Consider the following 26567-nt stretch of genomic DNA (forward strand, 5'->3'; position numbering starts at 1 on the left):
AGTGAGGCAGCCACGTCAGATCGTCCAGCCGTCGACGCTGATTTCGTCGGGGTCGTCTGGGTTTTGGCCGACGACACGCACGTACGGGGAATCCGATTCGGTCGGGTCGGCGAACCCGGTACCCGACGTGCTCATGTCACCGCCCATCAGCCTCTCCCATTCCCGTTCACGTTGTGTCTGCGCGATCACCGGATTACTCGATGTCGCCGCCTTCTGGACCTTCGTCTGCACCGCCTGCCCGAACGCGGCCACATCACGGTTGAAGCAGAATTTGCTGAATTCGGTTAGCTCGCAGTCGAATAGCGCGACTTCACTCGGCAGCTTCCCGAATGTCTTGGCCGTCTCCCACACTTCCCAGACCAGCGGCTTGTTCCGGGCGTACCCTTTTGAGTGCGTCGTGCTGCGCCTCCAACGCAGCGGTCTTCATCTCGTCGGGCATGGCGTATTCGAAGATGATCCGCTTGTCGACCAGGTCGATTTCGTCGACGTTCATCTGCTCGTCGGTCGTCGGGCCGGCCAGCACCACCGTGGGGCAGACGACGGCGGCCGCGATGACCCGATTCAGTGGGCCGAACAGTTTCTCGCGGCTGCCCGGATCCTGCAGCGCCTCCTCAGCTTTCAGCACCGCCTCTTGGGAGAACCCGCCGTCGTCTTCGACGCCCTGGAACAGTTCGGCGGCGAACGAGTCCTTCATGTTCAACACACCAATTTCGATGACCTGCGTCATGGTCAACTGGCGGACCCGCACGAACGAGCCGGACGGCAGTTCGACATCGAACTCCGGCCGCTTGCGGAACCCGTACGTCCGCTGCCGAGGCGGCTCAGACGCAGGCGAAGCCGCCGGCGCCGACCCCGGCTGGGGGTCGGCGGCCGGCGGCTCCATGATCTGCACTGGCGCGGTGTAGTCGATCGGGCCCTTCGGCTCGTACGCGCACCCGGCCACATGCGGGCCCGTGACCAGGCTTCCGCAGCACCAGTCCCGCCGCACCGCGGCGGCGGGGACTGATGTGACCTTCTGCTGCTTCTCGATTGGTGATGTCATCACGGCCTCCTACGGGCTCAAATGTGGTGGTGCAGCGACAGCCGCTAGCTGGCGGCAGTGGTGGCAGAAACCGGGGTGCAGTACTCGCCGGTGGTGGATCCGAACACGGCCGCGACGCGGAACTGGTACGGCGTGGCCGCGGTGAGTCCGGTGACGGTGGTGCTCGGCGTGGTCGGCTCGCCGCCAGCACCGGAAGTGACGGCGGTCCAGGTGGCGCCGGAGTCGGTCGACCGCTGCACCTTGTAGCCGTCTGCGGTCGGGATGTCCGTCCACGACAACGCCACCGTGGTCGCGGCGATCGTGCCCACCGTCAGATTCATCGGAATCGGCAGCGGGTTCGGCGACGGCGTCGACCCCAGCGTGGTCTTCGTCGCGTTGTAGTCGATCTCCCACAGGTAGTCGGAGTCATCGCCGGGCATCGGCGTCCCCATGAAGTCGATGCTGGGGACCATGAACGCGCCGTACTTCGAGTCGAGCGCGATCTTGCCGTTCGCCTTGCAGCGGAAGATCCGGATGACGTTGTCGCCGCCGCCGTTGGAGATGACCTGACCCTCGACCCGCCAGTAGGGCCTCTGGTCGCTGCCGCGCTTGCGGACCGTCCGCTTCAGCGTCGGCCCGACACCGGATTCGATCAACTGGGCGCCGGCGATGATCGCCAGCGTGGTCAGGTCCAGGCCGCCGCCCTCGAGCGTGCCCGAGACGGTGGAACCCTTGCCCTGGATCGCCGCGGCGGCGCGGTCGTCGCCGTCGAGGGTGTCGGTGTCCTCGTTCTCGGTGAACGCCAGCGTCCGCGCCAGCGGCAGCCGGTAGGAGGTGTCAGCCAGGATCGTGCCGTCGACGTCGGTGTAGCCGGTGATCCAGAGCCGGTGAAGACCGTAAGGCTTGGTGTCCGGGTTCCCAAGTGATGCAACCATTTAAGGGTTTTCCTTTCGGGGGGAACGGGCTCCACGGCCTCTGAGTTCTTTCAACCTCAACGTCTGCACGCTGAAGTCATGCATTGAAATACGGTGCAGCACAACGGACTCGCGGTCACTGCAGTGTTTGCACTTGATTTCGATCGTGTCGCCGTCGACGACCTTGAAATGCAGCCCGCCCTGACACCTGACCTCGATGACACCCTCACGCTCAGTCGCTTCGGGCTGCGGCGCCAGGAACTGCGGCTGCACGGGCTACTGGTCGACTTTGTTGCCGGCGCCGTCGACCAACTCGAACCGCACACCGTTGTACTTGCGGTCATCGACCAGCAGGTAGTTCAACTGCAGCTTCGAGAGCTTCGACACCGGGATCCGCCAGTTGTTGTCGAAGTTCCACACCAGCGGCTCACTCGCGGGGATACCGACGGCGTTCCACTGCTGCGGGCTGATGGTGGTTTCTGCGGATGCGACACCGACCCGCGATGACGGGCTGCCGTCGCCCTGGAACCCGCTGGGCCGCGACACCACCTGCGCGGCGGCGCGCAGCGGAACCACGTACTGCACGAACCGCTCGTCGCTGTCGCCGGATTCGCCCTGCTCGGCGGCCTGCGCCTGCGCCTGCGCCTTCTCGTCCTCCGACACCGCCGGCGCCGCGCCCTCGGTCGACTCGATCGGTGGAGTGCTGCCGCCGCTACGCGGTTGCCCTGCTGCCATCACTGGTCCCTTTCCTTTGCGTTGCACGCCCGTTCAGGGCGCAATTACCTTGCTGGCCAACGCCACATACGACGCCGACTTACAGATCGTCTGGTAGCCCTCGTCCTCGAAATCCAGGCCGCGGCCCTCGAACCCGACATAGTCCAGTTGCCATCCGTCGTCGCCGACGACCGGATCCGTCGCATCCTCGACGGCCTTGAACAGTTCGTCGCAGCGGTCGATGATGTTCTCGATCCGCACGAAGTCCGTCGACACCTTCACCGGGATATGGACGTACAGGTCGAAGTGGCGGGGACCGTTGGCCTGTATTTCTTCGGCGAATTCGGTGTTCCGCCAGCAGATCACGATGAACGCCGCCGCCTCCGGCCGCTGATCCTCGGAGTACTGCGCGATCGCTTTGAACCCCGCGCCGCCGAGCGTCGCGAGCTGGGCGTCGGTGTTCAGCATCGTCCAGACCGCGTCGCGCGCCATCTATCCGGCGTTCTTCCGAACCTGGGACAGCGATCCGCGAAGGCTTTTCATCATCCGCTTACCCATCTCCGCGACAGCCGGCATGATGATCTGCCACTTGCCGTTGTTCTTGATCTCCAACCAAATCCCGTAATCCACACCGTGCAGGAACCAGATCGACTTGTAAGATCCCTTCAGCTCCGGCACCGCCTTCAACCCGGCGCGGGCCGCCCCGGGAATCCGGTCCTTACGGTTGCCGGTGTCATCGCGCCAGCGGGCGTGCTGCTTCATGTACGCGGTGCCGTCGACAGCGGTCAAACCCATAACCGAGTTGATGGTCCGCTCGTAGTCGTCTTTCAACTCGGACACGTTGCCGCGCAACTTGATCAGGCCGCGATTCAACTCCGTCAGGCGACCATAGGCTCTAGCCAAAGCTGTGCCCAGCGACCTTCAGGAAACCCGTCACCGTCGCTTTCACCTGGTACGGCTGGGTGCGGTCGACAACCTGCACTTCGTATTTCGCGGCGTCGTCCTCCCACGTGTCGCCCTCACTGATCACCGCGTCATAGGCGCCGATCAGGTCGAACTGGAACTTCCGCACCGTGCCCCGATCGGTCTGGGAATGCTCAGCGCCATCCAGTCCGGACGTTTTGAACTTCGCGAACACCTGCGCCGGCCGCGCCGCGCCCGGGGTGTAGTCCTTCCCGCCGCCGGGCTTCACTGTCACCGCACCGGCTGCCGGGGTCAGCGCGATCGGCTGGCCGCGCCACTCGAGCAGTTCGGCGATCGCCGCGCGGGCGTCCTCGGTCATCAGATCCGCAGGGATGGCCACTACCACACCCGCGGCGGCCGCGTCGGCGCGAACGGTGCCACACCGACAGTGCCGAACCGGCTGCGCCGCTGCTTACGCAGCCGCACCGAATCCAGTTCATCATCGGTAAACGCAACCCGCCCCCTTGTGGCGTCCGGCGCCCACGTGCGGCTCGTCGTCACATCCGGAGTCGTCCGAGTCAACTGGTTCTCGCCGCGGTCAGGGTGCCGGTACAGGTCCAGAACCTTGTCCACGACAAGGGTTGTGACGCGCTTGCGGCGGTCCGGGTCGCCCGCCGCTGCGGAGTCGGCGTCGATGTCGGCGACCGGCTTACGCAGCGACGGAACCTTGCCCATCAGCTCGTACTCGACGTCGAGGATGCGGGTTTTGACCCGGTCCAGCCGGTCCGAAGGGATCGTCCCTTCGAACCGGCTGGTCACATCCCCTATGGTCGCGAACTTACCGTCGGGCACCGGTGTGGTCATTCGACCGCGACACCGGCTTCCTGGCAGGCCGCGATGATCTCGTCACGGTCCTTGCCGTCAGCGTCGACGCCGTGCGCCTCCGCGTAGGCCGCCCAGGCATCGCGGCTCGACCCGCGCCCGGACTGCGGCGGCGGCCCGTCACCGGAACCGCCGTCCTCAGCCGGCTCACTGTCCCACACCGCGGGGTTGGTGAGCTTCTTCCGCGCCCACGCCGGCACATCGTCTCCCGGCGCGAACTGCGCCAGGTTGCCCTTCGGGTCGAACAACGCCACGTGCGCAACGAGTTCAGCCATCAGAGCACGTCCGCCACGGTCAGCAGACCGGCGTTCGTCAGGATCGGCATGCCGACCGCGTCGACGAACGTGAACTCCCGGTACGGGGGGCCCACCTTCTCCACGACGCCGACGATGCCGGCGGCGTCGCCGAACGTCATCTCGGCCTGGTTCGACCGGGCCAGCTCGAGCGCGGTAGCCGACAGGCCGTAGAAGAACGCGCCCACGTCGCCCGGGTTCTCCGGCAGGATGATGACCTTGTCCGACGCCAGAACGCGGGTGTTCGAGCCTTCCACGTTCAGCGACGTGTCGTACTGCAGGCTAACCCGCGGCAGGTCGTTGGATTCCAGCACCGTGTTCAGGTCAGCCAGGCTGACCATCGTGCGGCCCTGAGTCGCCCCGTACACCGCGTCGATGATCTCCTTATTCCGGCGCAGGTGCCCGACCACGGTGCGCGACAGGACCATCTGGGCCGCCCGGCCGTAGCCGTTGGCGATCCGCACTTCCTGCCACGCGTCCAAGTCCTGCAGCGGAGTCGCGTTGGTGTGATCCGACCACACCGTGCCAGCGGACACGATCTGGTTGGCCGGCACACCGTAGTCGGCCTCACCGTTGAAGCCGTTCTCGTTGATCGTCAGCTTGCCGTCGGTGAGCACGTCGCCCCACGCCAGCTCGCGCCGGTTGTTCATCGTGCCCACCAGACGCTCCGCGTCGTTGTAGGCCGCCTGAACCTGCGCCGCCCGGTTCGTCCCGCCCAGGCGGGCGATCTCCGTCGCGATCGTCTCGTACTCGCCGCGGTTCAGCGAGTCCGAGAACGGCAGCAGCTCAACGTACTTGCCGCTGCCGGCGTCACGCGACGACACGTGGATGATGCCGTCGAAGGACCGGTAAGCCGCGGTGCGGTTCGTCTTGACGAACTCGGCCCAGTCGATCCGGTTGCTGCTGACGTAGCGGGTGGGGAACAGGTTGACCAGAGCCAACTGCGACTCCACCGGCACGTTCCGGATGAACGTGGTGAGCGCGTCCGGCGAGATGGGACCGTCGTAAACGATTGCCATGATCTAGTCCTCTCTCACAGCCACACGATGAGTGGCAGGTCGGCCTTACCGTTCGCGTCGATCCCCGAGTTCGTGGGGAGCTTCGCGGTGTTGACCGCACCGTGGATGAATCGGGCGCCGCCGACCTTGGTCAGCGTGGTCCCGTTGTTGTCGATGGCGCGCACCGAACTGAACAGGATGCCGGCCGCGACCTGACGGCCGTCGCTCGCGGCGTCGTCGTAGGGCCCGTACAGGCCGCCACTGGTCACCTTGCCCAGCAACGTGCCCGACGGGATGTACCCGTTGGCGTAGTGCGTTGCCTTGGTGAACTTCGAGATGTCCAGCGTGATACCAGGGGTGATGTCCACGCCGTGAGTTCCGACGAGCCACGAACGGTCCTCGACCTGGTAAGAGCTGGAGCGCACAGAAATGTCAGTCGACATCGATTACTCCTAGTCCTTGATGTAGCCGCGGCGACGTGCCTCGGCCAGTCCTTCATCGCGTCCGGACGACGCCGGGGGTTGCGATCCTGATTGGCCCCACTGTCTGGGTTGATCACCGGCACCGCCGCCGCCGAAGGCGGCCGACAACCCGGTCAGATGCCCGATGAGTGCGGTCTTGTCGAACTTGCCGTCCTTGACGAACCTCATCGGATCGATGCCGGCCAACACGCTCGCGCGCTGGTCTTCATCGGTGACGAACTGGCCGACGATCTCGCTGGCCAGTTCCGGAACCCACTGCTGCAACGCAGTGTTAGCCGCCTCGCGGGCGGCCTGCTCACGCGCCTCAGTAACAGCGCGCTCGCTGGCGCTCATCTGCTCGCGTTCCAACTCCTGAAGCCGTTCCGCGTTCTGCCTCGCCTGCTCCGGGGTGATACCGCCATACGACTTGAGCGTGTCGCTTTTGCGGCGGTCGTGGAACTTCCAGTAAGCGGCCTGCTGCTCCGACGTCATCTCCGCGATCGGCGTGCTGTCCGGGAAACCCCTGTCGGGCTGCGGATCTACACTCGGCTGCGGATCGGTCTGCGGCGCATCGGGTGCTGCTGGGTCTGCGATTGGCTGAGACAACTTTCACTCCCCTGTCGGGACAAATAGGAACCCATGACGGGTCAACCGCCGAAAGATGGCGGAAGTCAGTTACCTTTGCGCGAGTTCCTTTTTGAACTTCGCGATCTGCTGCAGGTGGTAGGTGACCTGCGGTGAATCCTCCGCGAGTCCGCGGGCTCGTAGATCGGCCAGGTTCTTTTCCAGCAGCGGCAGGTGACGCGCCGCGACATCGGCCTTCGACTCCGGCCCCGCCAGCTCCGAACCGGTGTTTTTGCCGGCCCTCTTCTTAGACTGGGCGGTTCGTGGCTTGTACTTCTTCTGCGGCACCAAAACCGGCCCCAGCTCGCCGTGCTCATCGACCTGATACCGAGTGCGCTTCAGGTGCGCGACGGTGTTCCCGCCAGCATCCTTGTACAGCGCCCGAAGGTCGACGGCGTTCAGGTCGTCGGCCGGGTCGTGTTCCTCCGTAATCGCGGCGATCGTGCACCAGCAGTGCGCGTGGATCGGCATCAACGTCCCGATCTTGTAGATCCGGTCGCTGGCCGCGATGCACATGCCGCACGTGCCGCCGCGTGACAGTTCGGGGTGGATCACCCGCCGGTATCCGACAATCTGCGGGCGCCGACGGCCCCGGCCGCCCTGGTTGTCCAAATCGACTGCTGCCCGGGCCAGAACTTCCTGCTGGGCAAGCCGTTGCGCCAACATCAAGTTGTCATCGACCAGCGTCCGGATCCGGAGCATTGACTGTTCCGCCGCGTCGCCTTCACCTTGCGATATCAGCCACCGGTACACCGCCGCCGGGCGCTCAAACACGCTGCTGGTGGTCATGCTCTCCGCATCAACCGTCACCCGGTCGCCTGCGTAGTCGACCTTCGTGTCGGGGCGCTGCAACACCATCCTGCCGCGGACCAGTTTCGCGCCCTGCGCCCGTACATCCAACGGAACCTGCTGCGCTGAGGACGCTTTCACACCCATCGCAGTCAACTGCCTGGCCTGCGTGACCGCAGCGGCCCTGGCGGCGGCTGACTGCGCGGTGCCCATGATGCGGGCCGCCTGACCCGCGAACGCCGTGACATCGTCGCGGTTGTAGGGGTTCACCGATGCCCAAAGCCCCGCGATGGCCTGCTGTGCATGCGCTGCGGCGCGCTCCCGTGCCGTGATGGCGGCTTCGGCTCCCGCCGCGGTCAGCGAGCGCACCTGCTCGACGTTCTCGCGCGGCTTACGTGCCTGGCGGGCGGCCACGGCCATCGCGACCGCCTCTCGATACGAGACGGGCCGGGCGGGCGCGTTAAGCGGCGCTGACACCGGTCGGGCCCGCATCCGGCGGCGCCGACGGCTGCTGCTGGCCGGTGCTGGCCGGGCCCGGCGGCGCAGGAATCAGAATCGCCTCGGCCGCGCGCTGATCGATGTTTTCCTGCGTCTCCGCAGGCGACATCTCCCAAATCCGCTCACACCGCTGCTCCAACGACAACGTATCCGCAGCCTGCGACGACGCCGACGCCTTCTCAGCCAACGTCCGGAACTCAATCGGCCCCCAGTGCAGCTTCATCTGCTTACCCCGGTCAGGCTGGCCGGCGAACCCAAACAGGATCCGCCACAACAGCTTCATCTGCGGCGTCACCCGAGTACGGCGGTCTCGAACCTTCGACGTCGACGACTCACGCATCAGCCCGGCGCCCTCCGCGGAGCCGTTCGCCGCGTCCGGGGTAATCAGGTGCAACGGCGTCGACGTGACCGCCGCGAATTCCTTCACGTCATCGCGCTTGGCGTTCAGGATCGAACCCAGATCCAGCGCCTGAGACTCCCAGAACTTGAACCCGTCCGGAACCTTCCACAACGCGCCCGGATCCGCCCGGAAAATAGTGCTGGCCAGGTCTTCCCACTTCTGGGCGTCCAGGCTGCCGCCGTCGACGCCGTCGCCCCAGTTCGGCGCCTCAGCGGTGTCGTCGTCATCGTCGTCGTCGTTTTCATCGCCGATGATCGCCCGCTGCCGAAACGCCTGATACGCCACGATGATCAGCCGCTTCAGCGTCATGTCGTTGATGCGGTCCAACAGATCCAGATGCCGCTCATACTCGCCGAGCCCGTGCGCGTTCTCAAACCGCACGATCGGGATCCCGCCGACCGCGTCGATGCCCTTGATTTCCTCGAACTTCGAGTCGTCGACGGTCCACTTCCCGTCCTTGAACAAGGCGTCGTACCGCTTCCCCGGCAGGAACAGGTGCCCCTTCTGCACTTCGTCAACCGGATCCCAGTCCTTGACCAGCGCCGCCTGCAACCGGATCGGGTTCGTGCGGTCAGGGATACCGACGCAGCGCCGCGGATCGATCGCATACGCCGTCGGCAGGCCGCCCGGGTTGTCGACCGCCATCGCGAACGCTTCACCCATCGAAAACATGTAGCCGAACAGGTCTTTCGTCATCGCCGCGAACCCGGACTCATCCATGATCTGCGCGGCGATGTCATCAGCGTTGGTGTCGGAGTCGATCAGCGTCGACACCGCCTGCAACTCCATCCGATCCAGCATCGCCGACACACACATCGGCGCGTAATTGCACCGCGCCGTACGCATCACGTCCCGAAATACGTCCTCATAGCCCTCGGCGACCTGCGGCAGCGGAGCATCCCCCACGTTGTACGACCACAAAGTGTCCAGCACTTCATTCCGCGGCCGGATCGCCACCGGCCGGCACAAACGGTCCTGCCACTCAGGCCGCGTCGCCTTCGTGAAACGCGAATTCAGCTTGTCGAACCACTCCGAGGGTGACAGATCAGCCACGACACCCTCCTATCTGATTCGCGCGATCACTCGCTTCTTCGGCTTCGGCAACTTCGGCAACACATCCATCCGCGCTTCCCACGACAACACCGCCGCCATCGCAGCATCGAACTTGCGGTCGCGGTGCAACTTCCCGAGGATCCACTTCCTCTTCCCGGTCTGCAGATCCACCATGTTCAGCAGCTTCTTACCGGCATTGCCGACGTGCCTGGTCAAGTCGCCGTGTTTCGTCTGCTCACCAGTCGAGTAGTCAACATCGGAGTAGGTGACAATGCCTGAGTTGATGGCCGACTCATACCCGAGCAACGCCTTAACCATACGGTCCTGCTTGTTCGTCCAAAACTCCTGCACTACAGGCTGTTTCGTGAGCAGATTGACACCCGCTTTCGCAGCCCAACTACCTAGCGTCGCTGTGTAGTAGGCAGGGTCGCCGTAACACAGCAACACCTTGTAAGTGCGGCGGATCTCATTCCACTTCGCCGTCAGCGCCGCCTCGTCAACTTCCCAATCGTCGTCGTTCAGTGGCTGCTCAGCCAGGAACACCAGTTCCTGCAGACCTGTCTTGACGTCGGTGACCACCAACGCCGTCGCGTCCCGAAACCGGGCACCATCGAATCCGACCGTGACGTAGGCGCCGCGGGGGATCCGCTGCCCAGGGCGGGCCAAATCCTTCCATAGCCCCAGGTTGAATGCCTGCAAACCTTGCTGTGTCCACCGGTTACACCACACCCGCTCGAGATACGGCTTATCGGCGCCGGGGATGTCCCACTGCGACGCCAAATCCTCTAGGTCGGTGCGCGCCGCCAGTTCGGGGCCGGACGCTTCGCGGATCGCTTCAACGCGGTCCTCGAACTTGTCCATGTCCCACCGGTCGGACGCCTGCCGGTGGAAGTAGAACATCCGCGGCCGCTTGATATCGCCGCGCGCCATCGCCTCAGCCTCGAAATGATCCGTTTCCGCGACCGAGTTCTGCCCCGGCTCACCCGCCGTCGTCGTCGACATCGACCACGGATCCTGCGCCACCCGCTTACCCAGGTTCGCTTCCATCGTCGTCACCGCGTTGCGCTCCGACGGCAAATACAGCCGGTGCGTCTCATCGAAGCCCTGCCACGTCGTGCGGCCGCCGTCGTTAGAGTCCGGCGCATTCGCCAGCGGAACAGCTTTGCCGTCGGAGCGGCCACGGCCATCAAGCCGAATGATCCGCTCCAGCGACGAATCAAATAAGTCGGCGTCCGGGCCTTCCTCGCAGATGTACTTCAGCGCACCGAACGCCAACTCGGACACCTGCAGCTTCGCGTTCGCCAGCATCGGAATGTACGGGTCGAATACCGGGCGGCCCTGCCTCAGGCTGCCATCACGGTTGAACCCGTCGAACCGCACCGGCGACTCCGGATGCAACTCGGCGTAGGCGATCAGCGCCATCAGCTCCGTCTTCGCGAAACCCTTCCGCACCGACACCGCGATCCGCTTCCACCGGCGACGCCCAGCGCGGTTATGGCCCAGCGGCCAAACCTCATAGGCGCGGTAGATGATCGCTACCCGGTCAGGATCTAGCTTGAGTTCCTGCCCCTTGAGGTCACCGGGGCCGTAACAAGCGCGTTCCTCGAGAAATGCGCACACCTGGTCGCCCAGTGTCGGAAACTCTTGCCCCTCCGGTTCGATCGGCGGGACCGCGAGGTCCATGCGGCGCTAGCCGCCGCCAGCGACAACCCTGAACCGCGACCGCGGATCCGAGCCCGACTTGCCGGCAGCCTTCTTGGCCGGCACCTTCTTCGCGGGCTTTTTGGCATCGCCCGCACCGTCGGGCTTCGCAACTTCCCACTGCAGCGTGCGCCGCGCCATCGCGGTGTGGCCGAACTGCACCATAATCTGTCGGAACTCACTGGCCAGTGCCTTAGCCGCCGTCACCTTAGTCGCCGGGTCAAGCATCATCTGATAGACCCGCGCACCAACGATCAGCAAGTGCCTGTCGGCGTCGAGCCATTCAGATCGCGCTTCCGACGCCCACATGTCATCCCACCAGGACAACACGTCTGGGTACCACTCGATCGTCCCCGGAAGCTGCGGCGCCTGCACTTCATCCACGTCATTCGCGACGTCGCCATCGGCCTGCGCAGGCTTCGTCAACGTCGCGCGGGTACTCGTCTTGTTCTGGCGAGCACGCACAGATGAATGCTTCGCAGGCGGTCCGGGCATGACAGGCTCCTATGTCAGGAAAAGCGGTTCCCATGTCGGGAGAGTCGAAAAGCGTTGCAACACAACAAAAGTCAAGTACCGAAAAGCCTTGCAGGGCAACCGGTTTCACGCGCTGTCCCCGCCAGCATTCGAATTTTTTCCCCAACCCGTAACCAGCGAAAGTTGCAGAACTGCGCGGCTGCCGCCCTACCCCCCGGGGGATCCCTCCCACCCCTGGGGGGTATGGGGGTCAGCCGATGAGCGCGAGCTGGTCACCTGCGCCGGTCGCCGCCTTCCTGCTGTTGCAGAGGAAGCAGGCGCAGGCGCAGTTGGCTGGCTCGTGTCGGCCGCCGAGCGCGATGGGGATGAGATGGTCGATGGTGGGCGCGTGTGGATGCGGGACGGTCTTCGTCTTGTCGGTCTTCCTGCCGCACAGGTGGCATCGGTAGCGGTCGCGGTCGAAGATCCGCCATCGCTGCACTGGTTCGGATTCGGCGTCTGTTGCTGCGGCAAGGCGGGCGCGTCGCCGGTCCCAGATATCAGCGTGCTTGCATTCGGTTGAGCAATACTTGCCGGGCCATCGTGAAGACGATCGCGATGTGAACGGTTGCCCGCACCTGTTGCACGGTCCCTGCGTCCACAGCACGCCCTTGCCTGTGGTTCCACGTGCGGCGCGTCGTTGCTTGCGTCGTGCTGCCTTGACGCGCTCGCTCATCCGCGGTTGCTTGGCTCTGCGGTCTGCCGGGTAAAGCACGGCGTAATGGCAGGTCTGTGAGCAGTACTTCGCGTTTGGAGCGGTGGTCTGCCATTGCTTGCCGCATACCACGCAGGTGCGTTGGTGTGTTGGCTTGGCGAATGTGCCTGCGTCCCTGCGGCGCTCGTATGACGCTTTGGCTCCGCATCGGTTGCTGCAGTACTGGGTGCCTTGACGTTTGTGCTGGAATAGCGCACCGCAGACTGCACACGGTGTGGTGTGCATTTGTTCTCCCGGTTATGCGAGCAGCCCCGCACCGGGAGGTTGCGGGGCTGCTCTAACCGCGATGATCAGTCGCGGTTGTCTATGTGGTGATGCGTGGCGGCTCGGCGCGTCCGCGGTCGGCGGTGCGTGCCTTCTCGTCGTTGCAGTCGGCGCAGGCGGCGCGCAGGTTGGATGCGACGAACGCGAGGTCGGGCCGGCGAGCTGCGGGGGTGATCTTGTCGACGACGGTGGCGTATCCGGTGCAGATGCCGGCGTATCGGATCTGGCAGGCGTAGCCGTCGCGCCGCAGGATTTCGGGTTCGAGTTCGCGCCATTGCCGCGTTGATGTGATGCGGCTTGAGGCTGTGCGCGGCCCTGCCCATGCTTGGGTGTGTTCGGGGCAGTATGGGCGGTTGATGATTAGTTCTGTGCACGTGCCTGCGCCGCCTGGGCAGCGGCGTGGTGCACGTGGCATGCGGGTTAGTACCAGTTGCGGCGGCCGAAGACGGGCCGGCCTGCGGCGCCGAGTGCCCATGCGATTGCTCCTGCGAGTAGCAGGATCCAGCCGATGGTGACGAGCGGTGCGACGCCGAAGACGTAGCCGAGTAGCAGCAGGACGATGCCGAGCGTGACCATCAGTGTTTCCCCTTTCCGGGCCCGTGCCCGAATACCCTGACGTAGTACTCCGTGGCTAGTCCCAGCGGTCGATCAGTTTGTCGAGGATCGAGTTCCACTGTTCGGCGCGGAGTTCGTTGCCTGCGGTGCGGGCTTGTTCTTGGTGTTCGCGGGCGTAGGCGAATAGGCGTGTGAGTGCGGCCATGTCGAGCCTCTCGGGTGCACCAAAAAACCGCTATGCCCGGGTCTGGGCACAGCGGTAGACAGGGCCAAGCGTACTAATTAACACCTGTGTTGTCACGCATCTCGGTTTCCGATGCGTCGTTGCCGCAGTTTCTTCTGGTATTCGAGAACCGATCCCACTTTGTATTCGGGCGCGCCGTCGGGTCCGCAGCGTTGTTCGATATGCCCGAGGCGTGCCCAGTTGTAGATGTCGCGGCGGGTTCGGCCGATGGCGTGGGCGAGGTCTGGGGCGTTCATCCATTTGTCTGGTTCGGTGAGTAGGTCGGCGTTGGTGGTGTTGAGTTGGTGGATGCCGTATTCGGCCCAGTGTCGGTCGAGTCGGTGGAGGTCGCCGGCTGGGTCGTCGCTGCGGCCTTGGCTGATTTGGAAGACGAGGTTGCGGTAGGAGCGTGCTACGTGCCATGCGCGTTCTTCCCGGCTTTCGCCGGGGGATGGCCACGGTTTGATAGCCCGCCGAGGGCGCTTCGTGATTCCACGTTTCTTCTTCAATTCGGTGTCGTCATTCATCGGCCGACTCCGGAAGCGGGGGGAGTCTGATGCCGACTAGGACTGCCCACTCGTCGTAGAGCCACATGTTGCCGCAGTGGGTGCACTTGATCAGGCCGTCAGGTTCTTGATAGACCGGCGAGCTGTTGCAATCCGGGCATGGCAGCGCCCATGTCTTCCTGGCTGCTGCTAGCGGGAGTTTGTCTTGCGGGGGCTGGTAGCCGTCGCATGCTATTGCATCCGGGGCTTGGAATGCGTTGGCCTGATTGGATATCGGTTCACCGCGTCTTGCGTTGCTGCTTCTGAGTTTCCGGATTGGCCTGTTGGCCTGTGCTGGTGGGGGTTGAGTGTGTGTGCGGTTGTATTTAGGGTTTTCGGTCTTGATGGCTTGGATTTCGGCGGCGGCCAGTTCGTTGCGGTTGGTGTATCTGGTGAGTGTGATGTTGGTGGCTTCTTTCCACCAGGGCGCGGTGGATCGGTGTTGGCTGAATCTGTCGCGGGGGCTGTTGGTGATCCCGACGTACAGCAGTGCGCCATCTTCGCTGAAGAACCGGTATAGGACGTGGTCGTCATATTCGTGCGGTGGTGGGGATTTGTAGATGTAGTACGCGCCTTTCCCGCAGGGCGCTGCGCATCTGGTGGCGTCGCTGGCTGTTCGTACGTTGTGCGCGTGTGTGGATCGGCAATAGGGGCAGCGCACGCTTACGGCCGATACCCCGTACCTCGTGACCACTGAAATCGGTTCCGCTGCAGGAATATTCATAGGTGTCTCCCGATAATCAGTTCTTACGTCAGGTAGTGGTTTGCTCGGCCCATGTGACGGTGCAGCCACACGGCAACCGGTGGGTGTGCGTGTCGTGGTCATCGCGGCGTTCACAGCGGTGGCCGTCTGCGTTGACCGCCGTGCAACCTTCGAGGTGTCGTTTGGCCGCACGGACGACCTCCGCTAGTGCGGCCCGGTCGGCGTCGTCCATCTCCCGATCACCGCGCACCCGGATCATTTCGCCGTCAACCTCAACGGGACGACACCGGTTCTTGTCGCTCATGCCAATCCTCCGTTCTTGCGTCAGGTAGTGGTTTTCTCGTCACCAGCCGTCGTCCTGAAACTGCCAGTGCTCGCATGGTTTCCGGTCTGGACCGCCATTGCGGGATGGATACCGGGTCTCGCGCAGTACCGGAGTGTCGGTTGAGTAAATGCCCCAGGTGATGTCCATTTGTGGCTCACTGTGAAATTCACCGGACATGTCGGTGCACGATGACAGCGGGCGCAGTTCCTCTGGCCGCTCGGCGTGGAAAATGGTGTCGCGCTCCTGGCAAGTGATCTTGCGCCAGCTCATCGTTGCCACTCCTGTATCTCGCAGATGACGTGGTGCCCTTGACGTTCCGCGCATGATTCGAGCGTGCAGTCGGCGCGGACGGGGTTCTCGAATACGGCGCTGATCGGCACGTACACGAAGCCGGATTTGTGGTCGCGGTAGTTCGGGTGCTCGCGGGTCACATGGTCGCGGCGGCAGACGAGATACCCGGCCGGTGGTGGCCGGTTCTCCCCGGCCGCGATCGCCCGTATCGCGTCCTGCACTCGGCCGACAGCCCGTTCGCGGGGGTCGAACAGGTAGCGTTGCGCGGCTGGCCCGATCCACGCGCCGATGAACGTGTCGAGTTCGTGAAGGGCCAGGTCAGTTGCGTTAGTCATGGCGTCATATCCTCCGATTTCCGATACTCAGGCGGGTACCCGCAACCCTCGAAGGTTGCCCCACATGAGCACCTATGCGGAAGCTCGTGCCCTCTGGGCAGCACGCACACATCGGTTTCTCCATCGCACTTCCAGTTGGGACCAACCCACCAACCGCATTGATCCATCTCAACTCCTTTTGCTGGCTACCGATATGCAGGCGGACGGTTAAGTCAGTCATGCTTCGCGTTCTGCGTTGTGGATGAGGTTTTGTGCGGAGTCGATGAGTCCGAGGGTGATGTAGGTGGGTTGTGATCCGTGGCGGGGGAAGGTGACGACGCGTCCGATGCGGTCGCCGTCGTCGTCGATGTATTGGGCTCCGAGGATGATGACGGCGTCGGTGACGATGTCGTCGGCGTCGAGGGCGTGTTGCGCGAGGGCGCGTATGGCGTTCTCGAGTGCTTGGCATGCTTCTGCGCGGGTGGTCATGCGCAGTCGCCCGGGTGGATCAGGTTGCAGTCGGGGCATTTCAGGCGGCCGTTGAGTGCGGCGGTCTCGTCGGTGTCGATGACGGTGAGTAGCGAGCTGGGGTGGATTGGGGGGCCGGCGGGGCGGCGGGCTTTCTTCGGGCGTGGTTTGGGGCGTTGGTAGCGGGTTTCGTTACCGCCCCATGCCCAGGTGTCTTCGGCGTCTTGGCGTTGTTCGGTGGCTTTGCGGTTGGTGGTGATGGCGCGTTGTTCGGGTGTTTTGTGGCCGTCGATGGCTTGGCGGATCGCTTCCGCGATGATCACGCCGGCGCCGGGTAGGGCGAGGTCTGCTGGTGTGAGTTTGCCTAGGCGGCGTTGGATGTCGTCGAGGCGTGCATATGCTTCGGCGAGTAGGTATTTGGTGATTTCCATGTCGTACCTTTCGCGTGTGATGAGTCCGGCGAGGAATTGGTATTCGCGTTCTGTCCATGAGGATTTGCACTGGTCGCGGTCGTCGCAGGTGACGATGGTTTGGCCGTCGTCGCGTCCGACGCGGCCGCCGCAGCGAGGGCAGGGCATGGGGTAGCGGTGGCGTAGGCGGGTGTGGCCGAGTTCGGCGCGGGCCTGGTGGTGGAGGTTGATGAGCTGCTGCAGGATTTCGGCGCCGGTGTGTTCGATGACTTCGCGGGCTTGGCCGTCGTTGCACCAGCCGCCGCAGTGTTCGCAGCCGCCGGCGCTGCGGTAGGCGTCGTTGAGCGCGTCGAGGTAGCCGCGCACTTTGGCGGGGTGTTTCGCTTTGAGCCGGAATTTGGTTCGCAGGAATTTCCGGATGGTCTTGGGTTCTGCGTCGGCTAGTCCGGGCATCTTCATCGATTGTGCGAGTTGGCGTTCGGCTGATTCGATCCATGCGGCGTGGAATGCGCAGCGGCTCGGCGATTGCCAGGCGAGTGTGGGTTGTTCAGGTGCGGCGGCGAGTAGTTCGATGTGGGGTTCGATGAGTGCGATCGCGGCGGCAAGGGTTTTCTGTGGTTCAGCCTGGGTGTGTTCGGCGGCGTTCCAGGCGATTGATCCTTCTTCGGCGTCGGCGGGTGGTTTGCGTAGTGCGCTGGCGCGTTGGATGTCGAGTTGTTCGGAGACGATGTCGGCGGCGTGGTCGGTGAGGTCGACGATCGCGGCCATGAGTGCTTCTTTGCGGGCGCTGATGGGCATGGCGGGGGTTGGTGTGGAGTTGACTTTCGCGCCGGTGGTGGTGGAGCGTTCGCCGAGCGCGGCTCGGAGTTCGGCCCAGTCGCGGGGTAGCTGTCGGATTGCTGAGTGGATGGCTTTGTCGCACGCCGGGCAGAGGGTGTGGGGTTGTTCGTTCATGGCGCCGAGGCGCTGGCCGTCGATGGTGACGGCGTTCCGGCAGTTGGGGCTTGCGAGGCAGCGCAGTGTTGAGGGTTCGGTCATGCGGCGCCGCCGGTGAGTTGTTGTTTCTTGCGGGCGCGTAGGTCGCGTTCGTAGGCGAGGCGCGCTTGGTGGCATTCGGGGGTTTTGCAGCCGCGTTGGTAGCAGGCGTAGCTGGGTTGGTGGCCGCCGTGTCGTGTTGTGGGGGTGATGGTTTCGCCGCGTTGCAGTCGGCGGCGCTCGCGTTCGCTGTAACCGCCCCAGATGCCGAATCGTTCGTCGTGGTCGAGCGCGTATTTCAGGCATTCGTCTTTGACGTCGCAGCCGAGGCAGATTTTCTTGGCTTCTTTTGTGCTGCCGCCTTTTTCGGGAAAGAACGCGTCTGGGTCGGTTTCGGCGCAGACGGCTTGGTCTTGCCAGTCGCGGTCGGGGTCGGTGACGAGTCCGAGGATGTCGTCGAAGCCGCTTACCCGGCGTTGCCGCATCATCGGGAAGTGTGATTGTAATTGGTGTCTGATGGCGGTCATGCGTTTCTCCGTGGGTGTTGCTGATTCGTGCAGGCGGGGCAGATGGCGATGTCGGCGAGCGCGGTGATTTCCCAGCCGAGTTGGCGGGCTTGCTGGTGTGCGTCGTGTGGGGTGTCGGCGGGGAGTGTGATGGATCCGTTGGCGCAGTAGCGGCGGTCGTCGCAGCGGATGGTGTAGGGAAGCTGCGTGGTCATTCGGCGCGGCCTGCCAAGTCGTCGGTGAGGTAGCGGATTCCGAGTGCTGCGACGCCGAGTGCGCCTTGGGGTGATGCGTCGGAGGTTGCGTATCCGGTGACGTAGGAGATGCCGTTTGGTGAGTCGTCGGATTGGGTCATGACGCCGTAGGAGATGAACCAGTCGGTGAGTGCGGCGAGGTCGCCGTTGGCGTCGGCGATGTGTGCGCGGATCGCTGTTTCGATGGCTTGGAGTGTTTCTGCGCTCATGTTTTGCTTTCCTGTCGTGGCATTAGGCAGTGGCAGTCGCCGCCGCCGGTCCAGGTTCCGCAGTCGTCGCACACGAGTTCCGGCGCTGTGCTGGGTTCGTAGCCGGGGCATTCGCATTCGCAGCCGTAGCTGTCGAGGCCAGAGCAGCCCGTGTCTGGGTGGGTTTCCCAGGCGTGGTTGCAGGCGCAGTCCGCCATGTACGAATCCGCTATTTCGCCGTTGTCGTCGCGGAGGACGATCAGTCCTCGCGGGCGATCGTTGTCGGTGCTCATCGTTCGACCTTTCGGCGGATGGCGTCGAGTGCTGCCGCCCGGCGGGGGCGTGCGTGGTTTGTGGCGTCGATGAGTCGGCGTGTGGCGAGGGCGAGTGCGACCCAGTTGTCGGCGTGGTCGGGCCAGGTTGCTTCGAGCATGTCGGCGAGTGCGCAGACGGCGAGGGGGTCGTCTGGGTCGGTGAAGGTTCCGCGGATTTGGGTGATGGTTTGGTCTAGGTGTTGGGCGGTGTCGTGGACGCGTTCGGCGCTGAAGTCGAGGACGGCGGGGATGGTCAGGTGTGGCCGATCACCCGCGGGAGGGGGCGTTTGGCCGTCTCCGTTGATCTGGGCTCGATTCTGGGCGGGTTCTGTGTGACTTCCGGGTGGCCGGAAACCTTCGCAGTCGCAGTCCGCGCACGCGTACGGCTCAAACTCAGCATGCTCATGCTGGTACGTGCCGATGACTTGGCCGTCGGCGATCAGCAGGTCGTCGCAGACGCACGGGCCCGGATTCGGCGCGGTCATCGCGTGAGCCGCTTCCGCTCGCGCGCCGACTTCCCCGGCCGCTCGTCAAGCAGCCCGAGTTGGTCCGCGTCGGTGCGCAGCTCGCGCAGTTCGCCGCGTTTGTCCGCGGCGATGGACCTGGCGAGCTGTGGGACGGTCTTGCCTGGGACTCCGGAGTTCTTGCTCACTGCTGTTGCCCTTCCTGCGTGGGGTGTTTGGTGTCGTAGTCGGCGTACAGGGCGCGGATCTGCTCGACCGCCCGTGAGGACAGCAGCGCGCGGTTGTCGGCGATGCGGCGTGCAGCGTGGAAAACCTCGAGCTTCGCGTTGAGTGCGCGTAGGTGTTCGACGGCGGAGTTGATCTTGGCTTCGCGTTCCGGGTCGGGCTGTGGCTCGAGTTCGGGTGTCGGATAGCCCGGGCCGCTGGTTTCGTCAGGCATCGCTGTGCTCCTGGTCGTCGTTGCGGTTGGGTTTGGCGAGTGCCGCGCGAACGAGGGCGGCGCCGGCGCGGGCGGTTTCGGTGCGGTCGACGTGGTCGCAGACGACGCCGCTGCGGTAGCCGTCAGGGCCGCAGAGCTCGCAGGCGGCGATGGCTTGGACGGCTGCTTCGGCGGCTTCGCGGCGGCGGGCGGCTTCGGCTTCGGCTGCGGCGCGCTTCGCTGCTTCGAGTTCGTCGGCGCGTTGCTCTAGCCACCGTTTGCGGCGCTCGTTGTGTCGGCCGCACGCCCCGCACGCGGGTGGGGCGGGGTCGTCTCGATGCTTGGGGCAATTCGAGGGGGGCTCGTTTGAGTCCGGCGCGGCTGCCGAGTGTCCGGTCCGGGTTTCGCTTGCGCCCTCCCCCACGTAACCACCTACGAGGGTGGAAGAACCTGAACCTGAACCTGAACCTGAAATTGGTGGGATGTGGGATCCCATCCCGGGTGGGATCTGAGCGGTTTGCGTTTCCGCAGGTCGCTGCATCCCACTCGGGGTGGGAACAGGTATCCCTTCAGGGAAGTCTTCTAGGAAGGGATCCGGGAAGGGATCCGGCATCCCTTCCGCGAGGGTGTCGAGATGACTACGGGCGGCGTCCCATGCCCGCTTCAAAGCGTCCTGCAACCTGTTTGCTGCGGCCTCGTTTTTGGCCGTCGAAATGACCGGCAGGCTCAGCCGTTGAAGTTCGGATCGCAGCGGTACAGCGAATCGGCGGCTGTCCAACACGGCGATCATCCGTAACGCGGACAGGAAGCTTGTGGGCTGCTTGTCGAGGTCGTCTCGGCGCATCCGCGACCGGATCAGGTACTCCCCCGTGTTCTCGTCGACGTAGACGTATCGGCGCCGGCCGAGGCGGATCAGTGCCGCTTTCAGTTCCAGGTCGGTGGCGAGCTGCGGGCCGTCGCGCATCATGCGCCGCCAGCGGGTGAAGTTGATCGGTGCGACGCCGATCAGGTTGACGGATCGGGTTCCGTTGAGGGCTTCCCAGAACAGCTTGTCGAAGCGCGGCTGGTCGAGCCAGTCGTCATCGATCCATTTGGAGAACAGGTTCTTGGCGTACTCGCGGGTAGTCACGAAGCGTCTGCCTCCATGATTCGTTCGGCGGCTTGGGTGAAGTGCCCTGGGCATGGGTGCTGGACACCGTCCGCGTGTACTTGGTCGACGGCGCGCTTGATTACGTCCGGTGTGATGAACGGATGCCATTTGTCGATGATTTCCGACCATGCCGCCAGAGCCGGCTGGTCTTCTGGGGTGAAGAAATCGGGCCAGTACCGCAACGCTCGGCCGAACAGCACGGCGGCGATCGCGCGCCCGTTGGTGCCGCCGATGCAGTGACGGGCATACCACTGCTCCCATGTCTCATCACCTTCGGTGTACAGCCACAGCGCCCGCATACGTTGTGTGAGAGGGGTGTTCGGGATGTCGACCACTATCCGGTGTCCTCTCGGGTCCAGGGGGTGGTGTAGCGGTGCACGATGTGGCGTTCCGTGCCGATCTGGAACGCGGTGTCGAGGTAGGTGACGCGGTCGCGGGCTTGCTGTTCGCTGGGGTAGACGGATGGTGTGTTGTCGCCGAGCTGCCAGCCCCACTGCACTTGCAATCCGAGCGCGGCGATGGCGGCCCGGGCCATGCCCAGGTAGTCGGCTTGTTCCCCGCTGCCGGTCCAAGTGTCGGGGTCGCCCATCTTGAACGGGTCCGCCTGCCAGATGGCTTGTGCGACAGCAGCGATGATGTCGTCTTGCATCAGAACCAGATCCAGAGTGCGACAAGGACGGCGCTGAACACGACGAGCCATGCCGCTGCGAGGGTGAGGAACGGGTGGTCCGGCTGCTGCTTTGATGGTGTGCGTGCGAATGGGTCGTTGTCATGCATTCTGGTTGTCTCCTAACGGGTTTCGGAGGTACTTGTCATGGCAGTTGTCGCACCGCCGTCCTGCGCTGTGCTCCACCTCGCCGCAGTCGACGCACAACCCGGCCCGGTACCGCGCGTTCTGCTCGTCGCGGGTGCTCACCAGCACTCCCCGGCGTGGACGGTGAAGCAGCTAGCGCACACCTGGGGCGGCGCGGTCTCTTCCTTGTCGGCGCACCAGCAGGATTCGCACAACGGCTTGTCGTAGCCGTCGGCGTATCCGATGCGGTCGCCCTCTTCGATGCGGCAGCCGTTCGCGTCACAGCGTCCGGGATAACGGGCGTCAAACAGGCTGGTGCTCATGCGCTGCCGCCCCGGATTAGCGACAGGTTCGGCTTCGGCAAGGTCGGTGGCTTCTCGCCATCAAGCGGCGTCAGATACGGTGCGGCCCACTTATAGAGCGCGTCCCAGTCGGCGGCGAAGTAGCGACGCAGGACACCACCCGAGTTGGGTGGCGGTGAGGGTCGGCCGTTGTCGATCCACTGCTTGATGTTCTGTTTGATGCGCCAGTCGTCGGCGTGGTTGCGGTGGCGTGAGCAGAACGCGTAGGGGGTGGCTGCCCCTGTGAGAGGGTCGCGATCCCAGCCGTGAGCGATGGCCGGTTTACCGCAGGGGCCTTCTCGTTGAATCATCGGAGCGAGGCACCCTTGCTCCGATCGGTGCGGCGGTTCGTAGCTGGGGATGTCTTTTTGGATGACGCGGCGGATCCAGAAGTTTGGATCGCGCTTGTTGCACATTTTCGCGATCTGCTGAAACATGCTGCGGCTCTTGAGGTCTTTACGGCCGGCCGCGCGGCGCTGGTAGAGCAGCGTCACAACTAGAAGCGCGAACAGCTTCGCGTCGCCATCAAGGTCAGGGTCGTTGCAGATGTCCACAGTGAGTTGGTGCGATCGCATGATCGACTTGAGGTCCGTGCTCTGCTCAGGCATCGGTGGCCGCCTCTGCAGCGTTGATCGGCCGCCTGGCCGCCATGGACTCGGCAACTTTGCGCAGGTGTTCCGGACGGTCGGTTGGGTAGCCAAGGCGGAGCAGGTAGTGCGCGATGCAGTCGGCGGGGTCGTCACCGGCGACAACGACACCGTTGATCGAGGCCTTCATGACGGGTGTCCAGTCCGCAGGGTGGGTCAGGCCGCAGCCCTGGATCTGGCAGGTGCAACTGAAATGTGAGCAGCCCATCAGCATGTCTCCCCGGGCTTCAGCGGATAGGCGTAGTAGCCCTGGCGAACTGGGATGGCCCACACGAACGGGTGGTATTCGGTGCGAGTCGGCAAGCCATCCTCGACGGTCTTGTTGATCTCGTTGGCCTGGCGCACCGCGGCGGCGTAGTCGGTGGCGGGCATGATGTCGTCAGGGCCGAGCACGTGGACGGTCCACTCTCTTTCGGAAGGTCCAGGCGGTTTCTCTGGCCCTGTTAAGCACTCGTCACAGGGGCACATAGAAGGGTCAATAAGAAAGTCGCTAGGCTCTTCAGACATTTTCGTTCCCTTCCGGTTTGCCGTCGGTGATTGCGAGCGCGACGATGACGCGGTTCCGCTCACCGTCTTCAAGGAACAGTCCGAGTTGGCGCGCAACCTGACGTAGTTGCGCCCGTGTGGTTTTCAGCTCGGCAACCAACTCAGGGACGAGCTGGCGGGCAGCAGCGATGAACTCGGCGTCGGCCACCTGGTAGTACAGATGGGTGGTGCAGACGGCTTCCCGCGTGGACTGGGCGTCATGCGGAATAACGCAGTTGCCTTGCTCGCCCGAGTACTCGGCAACCCACGGCCCGTCTGTGACGCCTTCCAGCGCGGCTTCGGCGCGGGCGATGATGTCGTCACTCATTGGTGTTGCCCTTCCGCACCCACCCAGACACCAGCCGGAATTGCAGGCGCCGATTCCACGTCTTACGGGCGCACTTTCCTTGCCGCCCGTAGCACCGGAACGGCCCCGGATCGGCTGGGCGGTGGTCGATTCGGGGGTGGCCACATTCGCAAGCGACCATCCCCTTGGTTTCCTCGGTGAGTCCGAGTGCGTCGATGAGGTGCCGCGCCCAATCAGCGTCGGAATTAATCGGCCTGCCGCACTTGCAATCCAGGCCGTACGGGCGGTGCGCCGCTACTGCGTCTACGGTGTCAGCCATGCGTCACAGCCTTCGCGGCGTTGGCGGCTGCCTGACGACGCCAGCGGACCTGAATCTTCAAGGCCCCTTGCGGGTTGCACCCTGCCTTGCAAACCAGCTCAATGTTGCCGTCCGGGCGGCCGGGGATGGTCTTGTCGCGGAGACGGGTGCCGGCGCTGTGGAATGACAGCACCGCACCGCAACCCACGGCGCACATGGCAAACCAGTCGCCGTGGTCGTCCTGCCAACCGTCGCGGTAGAAGATGCGGCGCCGCTGATTTCGGCGACGGTTCTCCTTCTCACCCATGCGTCACCGCCTGTGGGTATTGGTCCCAGGTCCGCCCGTCCAGCTCGCGGCCGGCGCGGTGCTTGCCGACGCGGAACATGGCAGTCCAGAGCCCCGAAAGCTGGTCGCTGTCGTATGGATCTCTGGTGGTGGCACCAGTCTCACGGTGCACATATAGGAGCCGACCAGGCGGATCGGTTGGCCGCCAACGCCGAAACTCGCCGTTCTGCTTGTGCAAATACGCCACACCGGCCGCTTGGCATTGGTCGCGGATGGACCGGAACCAGTCGGGGTGTGCGGGGCGGGCGCCGGGGCCGGACTCGCCGCCGGTGATGACCCAGTTGATGTGCGCCTCACGCGGCTCTGAGCAGATGCAGTGGTCCTCGATATCCCCGAGCTGTGGGGCTAGGCAGTTCGAATCGTGAAGCCATTGTTCAAGTTCGATCGGCCCCAGCAGCGGTTCGGCGCTGACGAACCGGACCGCGGCAGGGGTGTCGAGCAGCGCGGGGATGCGAATGTCAGCCCACTGCTGATTCTCGGCGCTCACACCAAGCCAGCAATTCGGAAGCGGCCAGCGGTCGTAGGGGTGCGCCGGGCCGTCCGGTCGGCTGAGCTTGAGTCGCCTGCCGAGGTCGTACCAGGCATCGTCAACGGCAGACTTGAACGCGCGGCTGTTCAGCAGTGACCGCATCCGAGCGTGGCGCTTGGTCAGGATCTGATAGGTGTGGTGCGGGGACCACGCCATCACTCCCCAGACGCGGGCGATGTAGTCGTCCGGCACCTGGTCGTGAAACAGGTCGCTCATGCTGTTGACGAAGATCCGGCGGGGACGCTTCCAACGCAACGGCAGCTCGAGCTTGTCCGGCCGGAGCTGGACGTCGAAGCCGTTCTCATAGTAGTGGCCGGGTGTGCCGCGCCACCGTTCGGCGAACGTCTCGGCGTAGCAGTTATCGCACCCCGCAGAGACTTTCGTGCATCCGGTGACCGGATTTAGCGTCGCATCACTCCATTCGATGCTGGTCTTGTCACCCACGCGGCACCCCCCGATGGTCGTGTTCGCATTCCTCTGCCCGCCGGCACATGTGCTCAATCTCGTTGAGCACGAACGCATCCTCCGCGTTGGCCGGGATGCCGAGCAGGTCCGCGACCTGGGTGCGGAAGCGTTGCAGGCGTTGGGTTTGCGCGGCGGCGTTGTCGGCCGCGGTGAGTAGCGCGTCAGCGCCGGACTTCGCGTGCTGGGGGAACAGTGCGGCAGCGAAGTGGATGTTGGTCATGCTGGCACCTCGAAGAGTGGTGGTGTGGTTTCAGCGTTGTGCTCCCACCGGATCCGGCCGAACGCGTAGTCGCGTAGTTCGTCTTCGTGGGGGTGGGTGCGGTAGACGAGCCAGCCGTCGATCCAGCCGAGGGTTACTTTCGGTGCGGTGCGCAGGGCTTCGATGTGTTTCGCCCAGCCGGGCGATACCCAGGCGTTGGATGGCTGCAGCATCCACACGATTTGGCCGTCCGGTGCGCGGTATCCGGTCTGGGCGCGTTGCCGGACGGTGGTGCCGCCGACGCGGCGGTCTTCGATGGCGGCGCAGGAGCAGCGGCCGGCGCGGCAGTCGGTGGCGGTCACCACGCCACCTCGCATTGCAGGGCGTAGGCGGTGCGGACGTACCGGTCACGCTCAGCGATGTCCTGGGCGGTCAGCGATGGGCCGTCGGTTTCGCGCAGTATCGGTCCGAACGCGGTCCTGCAGTCCCCGCACGGCTCCCCCTGCGCGGCGACAGGGTTCACACAGCCGGGGATAACGTAGTCTGGGAACAGGGTCACGATGCCCTCTGCTTACTGCGCTGAATGACAGCCTCGGCCACTAGCGCAGGTTGCGGGGTGAGTCCATACCGGTCCATCTGCCGCAGCATCGACGGCGCGCTGACACCGAACTTGCGCATGATCTCGATGTCGCTGTAACCCAACTGGTTCAGCTCGGCGTACCGCTCACCCCAGGTGGGCTGCTTCGGTTTCCGACGCGGCTTCCGGCGGGGGTTCAGCGCGGCCCGCAGCTCCCGCCACTCAACAGCCTTCGGGTCCAGCTCAGGGACAGGCACGGACAGGATGGCCGCGGCGGTGCGAGGGTGGCAGAACTTGGCCGGCCCGTCATAGGTCTTGTCTTGGGCGCGCCGGCCTACGGAGATGTTGCGCACCTGGGAGCGATCGAGGCCGGCCAGCTCGGCGATGCGCCTCTGCCCTAACCCCGCCGCATGTAGCGCCTCGATGTGTGCCCGCACCGGGGCGGCGTCCACCCAACCCTGGATCTCCCCGCGCTTCCGTGCCCGCTGATAGCAGCGGCCGCACAGGCGGTGACGCAGATCAACGAACGGCCGGGAGCATTGGCGGCAGTATCCCGTCGGCATCAGTCACCTGCCTTCATCCGAATGACGTGCGAGTTGGTCGGTCATTTCCACCGTCCGACGCGGGGTTTGCGGGTTTGTCGTTGGCGGCGTGAGCGTTTGGGTTGTTGGTTGGCTGTGTCGCGGGCCATTTG

General features: G+C 64.5%; 47 protein-coding genes and 1 pseudogene. All 48 read right to left on the reverse strand.

The features are described 5' to 3' along the window. Positions 1 to 15: 15 nt before the first annotated feature. The 48 genes and pseudogenes from ACNQS7_RS11245 to ACNQS7_RS11480 all read right to left on the reverse strand — a co-directional run bounded on the left by ACNQS7_RS11245 (position 16) and on the right by ACNQS7_RS11480 (position 26436). A complete protein-coding gene (locus ACNQS7_RS11245; RefSeq protein WP_418012571.1) occupies positions 16 to 252 on the reverse strand; it encodes a hypothetical protein in 237 nt (78 codons plus the stop codon). Between the two features lie 58 nt (positions 253 to 310). After that, positions 311 to 1042, reverse strand: coding sequence for a hypothetical protein (locus ACNQS7_RS11250; RefSeq protein WP_418012572.1), 732 nt, complete (start codon positions 1040 to 1042; stop codon positions 311 to 313). Between the two features lie 44 nt (positions 1043 to 1086). Then, a complete protein-coding gene (locus tag ACNQS7_RS11255) occupies positions 1087 to 1956 on the reverse strand; it encodes a fibronectin type III domain-containing protein (RefSeq protein WP_418012573.1) in 870 nt (289 codons plus the stop codon). A gap of 255 nt (positions 1957 to 2211) precedes the next feature. After that, the gene (locus ACNQS7_RS11260; RefSeq protein ID WP_273439296.1) at positions 2212 to 2670 is read right to left on the reverse strand and encodes a hypothetical protein; all 459 of its coding nucleotides are present in this window, start codon (positions 2668 to 2670) and stop codon (positions 2212 to 2214) included. 33 nt (positions 2671 to 2703) lie between these two features. Further along, positions 2704 to 3141, reverse strand: coding sequence for a hypothetical protein (locus ACNQS7_RS11265; protein WP_273439298.1), 438 nt, complete (start codon positions 3139 to 3141; stop codon positions 2704 to 2706). Further along, positions 3142 to 3522, reverse strand: a complete 381-nt coding sequence (locus tag ACNQS7_RS11270; RefSeq protein ID WP_418012574.1) for a hypothetical protein — start codon at positions 3520 to 3522, stop codon at positions 3142 to 3144. Between the two features lie 22 nt (positions 3523 to 3544). Beyond that, the gene (locus tag ACNQS7_RS11275) at positions 3545 to 3952 is read right to left on the reverse strand and encodes a hypothetical protein (RefSeq protein WP_418012575.1); all 408 of its coding nucleotides are present in this window, start codon (positions 3950 to 3952) and stop codon (positions 3545 to 3547) included. Then, on the reverse strand, positions 3952 to 4371 hold the full coding sequence (locus ACNQS7_RS11280) for a hypothetical protein (RefSeq protein WP_418012576.1): 420 nt from the start codon (positions 4369 to 4371) through the stop codon (positions 3952 to 3954). The genes ACNQS7_RS11275 and ACNQS7_RS11280 overlap by 1 nt, the downstream gene beginning before the upstream one ends. Positions 4372 to 4412: 41 nt before the next feature. After that, complete coding sequence (locus ACNQS7_RS11285) at positions 4413 to 4709, reverse strand: hypothetical protein (RefSeq protein WP_418012577.1); 297 nt, start codon at positions 4707 to 4709, stop codon at positions 4413 to 4415. Beyond that, on the reverse strand, positions 4709 to 5746 hold the full coding sequence (locus ACNQS7_RS11290; RefSeq protein ID WP_418012578.1) for a major capsid protein: 1038 nt from the start codon (positions 5744 to 5746) through the stop codon (positions 4709 to 4711). The genes ACNQS7_RS11285 and ACNQS7_RS11290 overlap by 1 nt, the downstream gene beginning before the upstream one ends. A 14-nt stretch (positions 5747 to 5760) precedes the next feature. Next, the gene (locus ACNQS7_RS11295; RefSeq protein ID WP_418012579.1) at positions 5761 to 6168 is read right to left on the reverse strand and encodes a head decoration protein; all 408 of its coding nucleotides are present in this window, start codon (positions 6166 to 6168) and stop codon (positions 5761 to 5763) included. Between the two features lie 9 nt (positions 6169 to 6177). Beyond that, on the reverse strand, positions 6178 to 6792 hold the full coding sequence (locus ACNQS7_RS11300) for a hypothetical protein (protein ID WP_418012580.1): 615 nt from the start codon (positions 6790 to 6792) through the stop codon (positions 6178 to 6180). A 69-nt stretch (positions 6793 to 6861) separates the two neighbouring features. Further along, positions 6862 to 8019 (reverse strand): hypothetical protein, encoded by a 1158-nt coding sequence (locus ACNQS7_RS11305; RefSeq protein ID WP_418012581.1) that lies wholly within the window; start codon positions 8017 to 8019, stop codon positions 6862 to 6864. A 40-nt stretch (positions 8020 to 8059) separates the two neighbouring features. Continuing rightward, positions 8060 to 9550: a phage portal protein gene (locus ACNQS7_RS11310; protein WP_418012582.1), complete on the reverse strand. Its 1491-nt coding sequence runs from the start codon at positions 9548 to 9550 to the stop codon at positions 8060 to 8062. Positions 9551 to 9559: 9 nt separating this feature from the next. After that, positions 9560 to 11233: a terminase gene (locus ACNQS7_RS11315; RefSeq protein ID WP_418012583.1), complete on the reverse strand. Its 1674-nt coding sequence runs from the start codon at positions 11231 to 11233 to the stop codon at positions 9560 to 9562. Positions 11234 to 11239: 6 nt separating this feature from the next. Next, positions 11240 to 11746 carry a hypothetical protein gene (locus tag ACNQS7_RS11320; RefSeq protein ID WP_418012584.1) on the reverse strand — a complete coding sequence of 169 codons (507 nt, stop codon included), beginning with the start codon at positions 11744 to 11746 and terminating at the stop codon, positions 11240 to 11242. Positions 11747 to 11975: 229 nt separating this feature from the next. Further along, the gene (locus ACNQS7_RS11325) at positions 11976 to 12440 is read right to left on the reverse strand and encodes an HNH endonuclease (RefSeq protein WP_418012585.1); all 465 of its coding nucleotides are present in this window, start codon (positions 12438 to 12440) and stop codon (positions 11976 to 11978) included. Positions 12441 to 12783: 343 nt separating this feature from the next. Further along, positions 12784 to 13158, reverse strand: coding sequence for an HNH endonuclease (locus ACNQS7_RS11330; RefSeq protein ID WP_418012586.1), 375 nt, complete (start codon positions 13156 to 13158; stop codon positions 12784 to 12786). A gap of 5 nt (positions 13159 to 13163) precedes the next feature. Continuing rightward, positions 13164 to 13319, reverse strand: a complete 156-nt coding sequence (locus tag ACNQS7_RS11335; RefSeq protein WP_418012587.1) for a hypothetical protein — start codon at positions 13317 to 13319, stop codon at positions 13164 to 13166. A gap of 55 nt (positions 13320 to 13374) precedes the next feature. Further along, positions 13375 to 13503, reverse strand: a complete 129-nt coding sequence (locus tag ACNQS7_RS11340) for a hypothetical protein (protein WP_418012588.1) — start codon at positions 13501 to 13503, stop codon at positions 13375 to 13377. 92 nt (positions 13504 to 13595) lie between these two features. After that, positions 13596 to 14048 carry a hypothetical protein gene (locus ACNQS7_RS11345; protein ID WP_418012589.1) on the reverse strand — a complete coding sequence of 151 codons (453 nt, stop codon included), beginning with the start codon at positions 14046 to 14048 and terminating at the stop codon, positions 13596 to 13598. Beyond that, positions 14041 to 14892, reverse strand: a complete 852-nt coding sequence (locus ACNQS7_RS11350) for a GIY-YIG nuclease family protein (RefSeq protein WP_418012590.1) — start codon at positions 14890 to 14892, stop codon at positions 14041 to 14043. The genes ACNQS7_RS11345 and ACNQS7_RS11350 overlap by 8 nt, the downstream gene beginning before the upstream one ends. Continuing rightward, positions 14819 to 15073 (reverse strand): hypothetical protein, encoded by a 255-nt coding sequence (locus tag ACNQS7_RS11355; RefSeq protein WP_418016260.1) that lies wholly within the window; start codon positions 15071 to 15073, stop codon positions 14819 to 14821. Before ACNQS7_RS11355 ends, ACNQS7_RS11350 begins: the two co-directional genes overlap by 74 nt. A gap of 39 nt (positions 15074 to 15112) precedes the next feature. Then, entirely contained in the window at positions 15113 to 15364 is a 252-nt protein-coding gene (locus tag ACNQS7_RS11360) for a hypothetical protein (RefSeq protein WP_418012591.1), read from the reverse strand. Beyond that, positions 15361 to 15720, reverse strand: coding sequence for a hypothetical protein (locus ACNQS7_RS11365; protein WP_418012592.1), 360 nt, complete (start codon positions 15718 to 15720; stop codon positions 15361 to 15363). The genes ACNQS7_RS11360 and ACNQS7_RS11365 overlap by 4 nt, the downstream gene beginning before the upstream one ends. Positions 15721 to 15936: 216 nt before the next feature. Then, positions 15937 to 16188: a hypothetical protein gene (locus tag ACNQS7_RS11370; protein WP_418012593.1), complete on the reverse strand. Its 252-nt coding sequence runs from the start codon at positions 16186 to 16188 to the stop codon at positions 15937 to 15939. Next, entirely contained in the window at positions 16185 to 17615 is a 1431-nt protein-coding gene (locus ACNQS7_RS11375; protein ID WP_418012594.1) for a hypothetical protein, read from the reverse strand. The genes ACNQS7_RS11370 and ACNQS7_RS11375 overlap by 4 nt, the downstream gene beginning before the upstream one ends. 155 nt (positions 17616 to 17770) lie before the next feature. Then, positions 17771 to 18040 (reverse strand): annotated as a pseudogene (locus tag ACNQS7_RS11380) (WhiB family transcriptional regulator); the annotation flags it as partial. A gap of 35 nt (positions 18041 to 18075) precedes the next feature. Beyond that, on the reverse strand, positions 18076 to 18273 hold the full coding sequence (locus tag ACNQS7_RS11385; RefSeq protein WP_418012595.1) for a hypothetical protein: 198 nt from the start codon (positions 18271 to 18273) through the stop codon (positions 18076 to 18078). Next, positions 18270 to 18521 (reverse strand): hypothetical protein, encoded by a 252-nt coding sequence (locus tag ACNQS7_RS11390; RefSeq protein WP_418012596.1) that lies wholly within the window; start codon positions 18519 to 18521, stop codon positions 18270 to 18272. Before ACNQS7_RS11390 ends, ACNQS7_RS11385 begins: the two co-directional genes overlap by 4 nt. Beyond that, positions 18518 to 18793, reverse strand: coding sequence for a hypothetical protein (locus ACNQS7_RS11395; RefSeq protein WP_418012597.1), 276 nt, complete (start codon positions 18791 to 18793; stop codon positions 18518 to 18520). The genes ACNQS7_RS11390 and ACNQS7_RS11395 overlap by 4 nt, the downstream gene beginning before the upstream one ends. Continuing rightward, on the reverse strand, positions 18790 to 19299 hold the full coding sequence (locus ACNQS7_RS11400; RefSeq protein WP_418012598.1) for a hypothetical protein: 510 nt from the start codon (positions 19297 to 19299) through the stop codon (positions 18790 to 18792). Before ACNQS7_RS11400 ends, ACNQS7_RS11395 begins: the two co-directional genes overlap by 4 nt. Further along, positions 19296 to 19466, reverse strand: coding sequence for a hypothetical protein (locus tag ACNQS7_RS11405; protein ID WP_156781236.1), 171 nt, complete (start codon positions 19464 to 19466; stop codon positions 19296 to 19298). Before ACNQS7_RS11405 ends, ACNQS7_RS11400 begins: the two co-directional genes overlap by 4 nt. Beyond that, the gene (locus ACNQS7_RS11410; protein ID WP_418012599.1) at positions 19463 to 19717 is read right to left on the reverse strand and encodes a hypothetical protein; all 255 of its coding nucleotides are present in this window, start codon (positions 19715 to 19717) and stop codon (positions 19463 to 19465) included. Before ACNQS7_RS11410 ends, ACNQS7_RS11405 begins: the two co-directional genes overlap by 4 nt. Beyond that, positions 19710 to 20825, reverse strand: a complete 1116-nt coding sequence (locus ACNQS7_RS11415; protein ID WP_418012600.1) for a hypothetical protein — start codon at positions 20823 to 20825, stop codon at positions 19710 to 19712. Before ACNQS7_RS11415 ends, ACNQS7_RS11410 begins: the two co-directional genes overlap by 8 nt. Beyond that, entirely contained in the window at positions 20822 to 21181 is a 360-nt protein-coding gene (locus ACNQS7_RS11420) for a hypothetical protein (protein ID WP_418012601.1), read from the reverse strand. The genes ACNQS7_RS11415 and ACNQS7_RS11420 overlap by 4 nt, the downstream gene beginning before the upstream one ends. Further along, positions 21181 to 21495 (reverse strand): hypothetical protein, encoded by a 315-nt coding sequence (locus ACNQS7_RS11425; RefSeq protein ID WP_418012602.1) that lies wholly within the window; start codon positions 21493 to 21495, stop codon positions 21181 to 21183. Before ACNQS7_RS11425 ends, ACNQS7_RS11420 begins: the two co-directional genes overlap by 1 nt. A 263-nt stretch (positions 21496 to 21758) precedes the next feature. After that, positions 21759 to 21962 carry a hypothetical protein gene (locus ACNQS7_RS11430; RefSeq protein ID WP_418012603.1) on the reverse strand — a complete coding sequence of 68 codons (204 nt, stop codon included), beginning with the start codon at positions 21960 to 21962 and terminating at the stop codon, positions 21759 to 21761. Then, complete coding sequence (locus ACNQS7_RS11435) at positions 21959 to 22588, reverse strand: hypothetical protein (RefSeq protein ID WP_418012604.1); 630 nt, start codon at positions 22586 to 22588, stop codon at positions 21959 to 21961. Before ACNQS7_RS11435 ends, ACNQS7_RS11430 begins: the two co-directional genes overlap by 4 nt. Continuing rightward, positions 22581 to 22835 carry a hypothetical protein gene (locus ACNQS7_RS11440; RefSeq protein ID WP_418012605.1) on the reverse strand — a complete coding sequence of 85 codons (255 nt, stop codon included), beginning with the start codon at positions 22833 to 22835 and terminating at the stop codon, positions 22581 to 22583. Before ACNQS7_RS11440 ends, ACNQS7_RS11435 begins: the two co-directional genes overlap by 8 nt. Continuing rightward, the gene (locus ACNQS7_RS11445; protein WP_418012606.1) at positions 22835 to 23020 is read right to left on the reverse strand and encodes a hypothetical protein; all 186 of its coding nucleotides are present in this window, start codon (positions 23018 to 23020) and stop codon (positions 22835 to 22837) included. Before ACNQS7_RS11445 ends, ACNQS7_RS11440 begins: the two co-directional genes overlap by 1 nt. A gap of 106 nt (positions 23021 to 23126) precedes the next feature. After that, positions 23127 to 23480: a hypothetical protein gene (locus ACNQS7_RS11450; RefSeq protein WP_418012607.1), complete on the reverse strand. Its 354-nt coding sequence runs from the start codon at positions 23478 to 23480 to the stop codon at positions 23127 to 23129. Positions 23481 to 23770: 290 nt separating this feature from the next. Continuing rightward, positions 23771 to 24064 carry a hypothetical protein gene (locus ACNQS7_RS11455; RefSeq protein WP_418012608.1) on the reverse strand — a complete coding sequence of 98 codons (294 nt, stop codon included), beginning with the start codon at positions 24062 to 24064 and terminating at the stop codon, positions 23771 to 23773. Continuing rightward, a complete protein-coding gene (locus ACNQS7_RS11460) occupies positions 24057 to 25076 on the reverse strand; it encodes a DUF5131 family protein (RefSeq protein WP_418012609.1) in 1020 nt (339 codons plus the stop codon). The genes ACNQS7_RS11455 and ACNQS7_RS11460 overlap by 8 nt, the downstream gene beginning before the upstream one ends. Continuing rightward, a complete protein-coding gene (locus tag ACNQS7_RS11465; protein WP_418012610.1) occupies positions 25069 to 25317 on the reverse strand; it encodes a hypothetical protein in 249 nt (82 codons plus the stop codon). The genes ACNQS7_RS11460 and ACNQS7_RS11465 overlap by 8 nt, the downstream gene beginning before the upstream one ends. Beyond that, a complete protein-coding gene (locus ACNQS7_RS11470) occupies positions 25314 to 25658 on the reverse strand; it encodes a hypothetical protein (protein ID WP_418012611.1) in 345 nt (114 codons plus the stop codon). Before ACNQS7_RS11470 ends, ACNQS7_RS11465 begins: the two co-directional genes overlap by 4 nt. Further along, the gene (locus tag ACNQS7_RS11475) at positions 25655 to 25855 is read right to left on the reverse strand and encodes a hypothetical protein (RefSeq protein ID WP_418012612.1); all 201 of its coding nucleotides are present in this window, start codon (positions 25853 to 25855) and stop codon (positions 25655 to 25657) included. The genes ACNQS7_RS11470 and ACNQS7_RS11475 overlap by 4 nt, the downstream gene beginning before the upstream one ends. Continuing rightward, positions 25852 to 26436 (reverse strand): hypothetical protein, encoded by a 585-nt coding sequence (locus ACNQS7_RS11480; RefSeq protein WP_418012613.1) that lies wholly within the window; start codon positions 26434 to 26436, stop codon positions 25852 to 25854. The genes ACNQS7_RS11475 and ACNQS7_RS11480 overlap by 4 nt, the downstream gene beginning before the upstream one ends. Positions 26437 to 26567: the final 131 nt, after the last annotated feature.

This window comes from Mycobacterium sp. 23, from assembly GCF_048287075.1.
Taxonomy (GTDB): domain Bacteria; phylum Actinomycetota; class Actinomycetes; order Mycobacteriales; family Mycobacteriaceae; genus Mycobacterium; species Mycobacterium gordonae_B.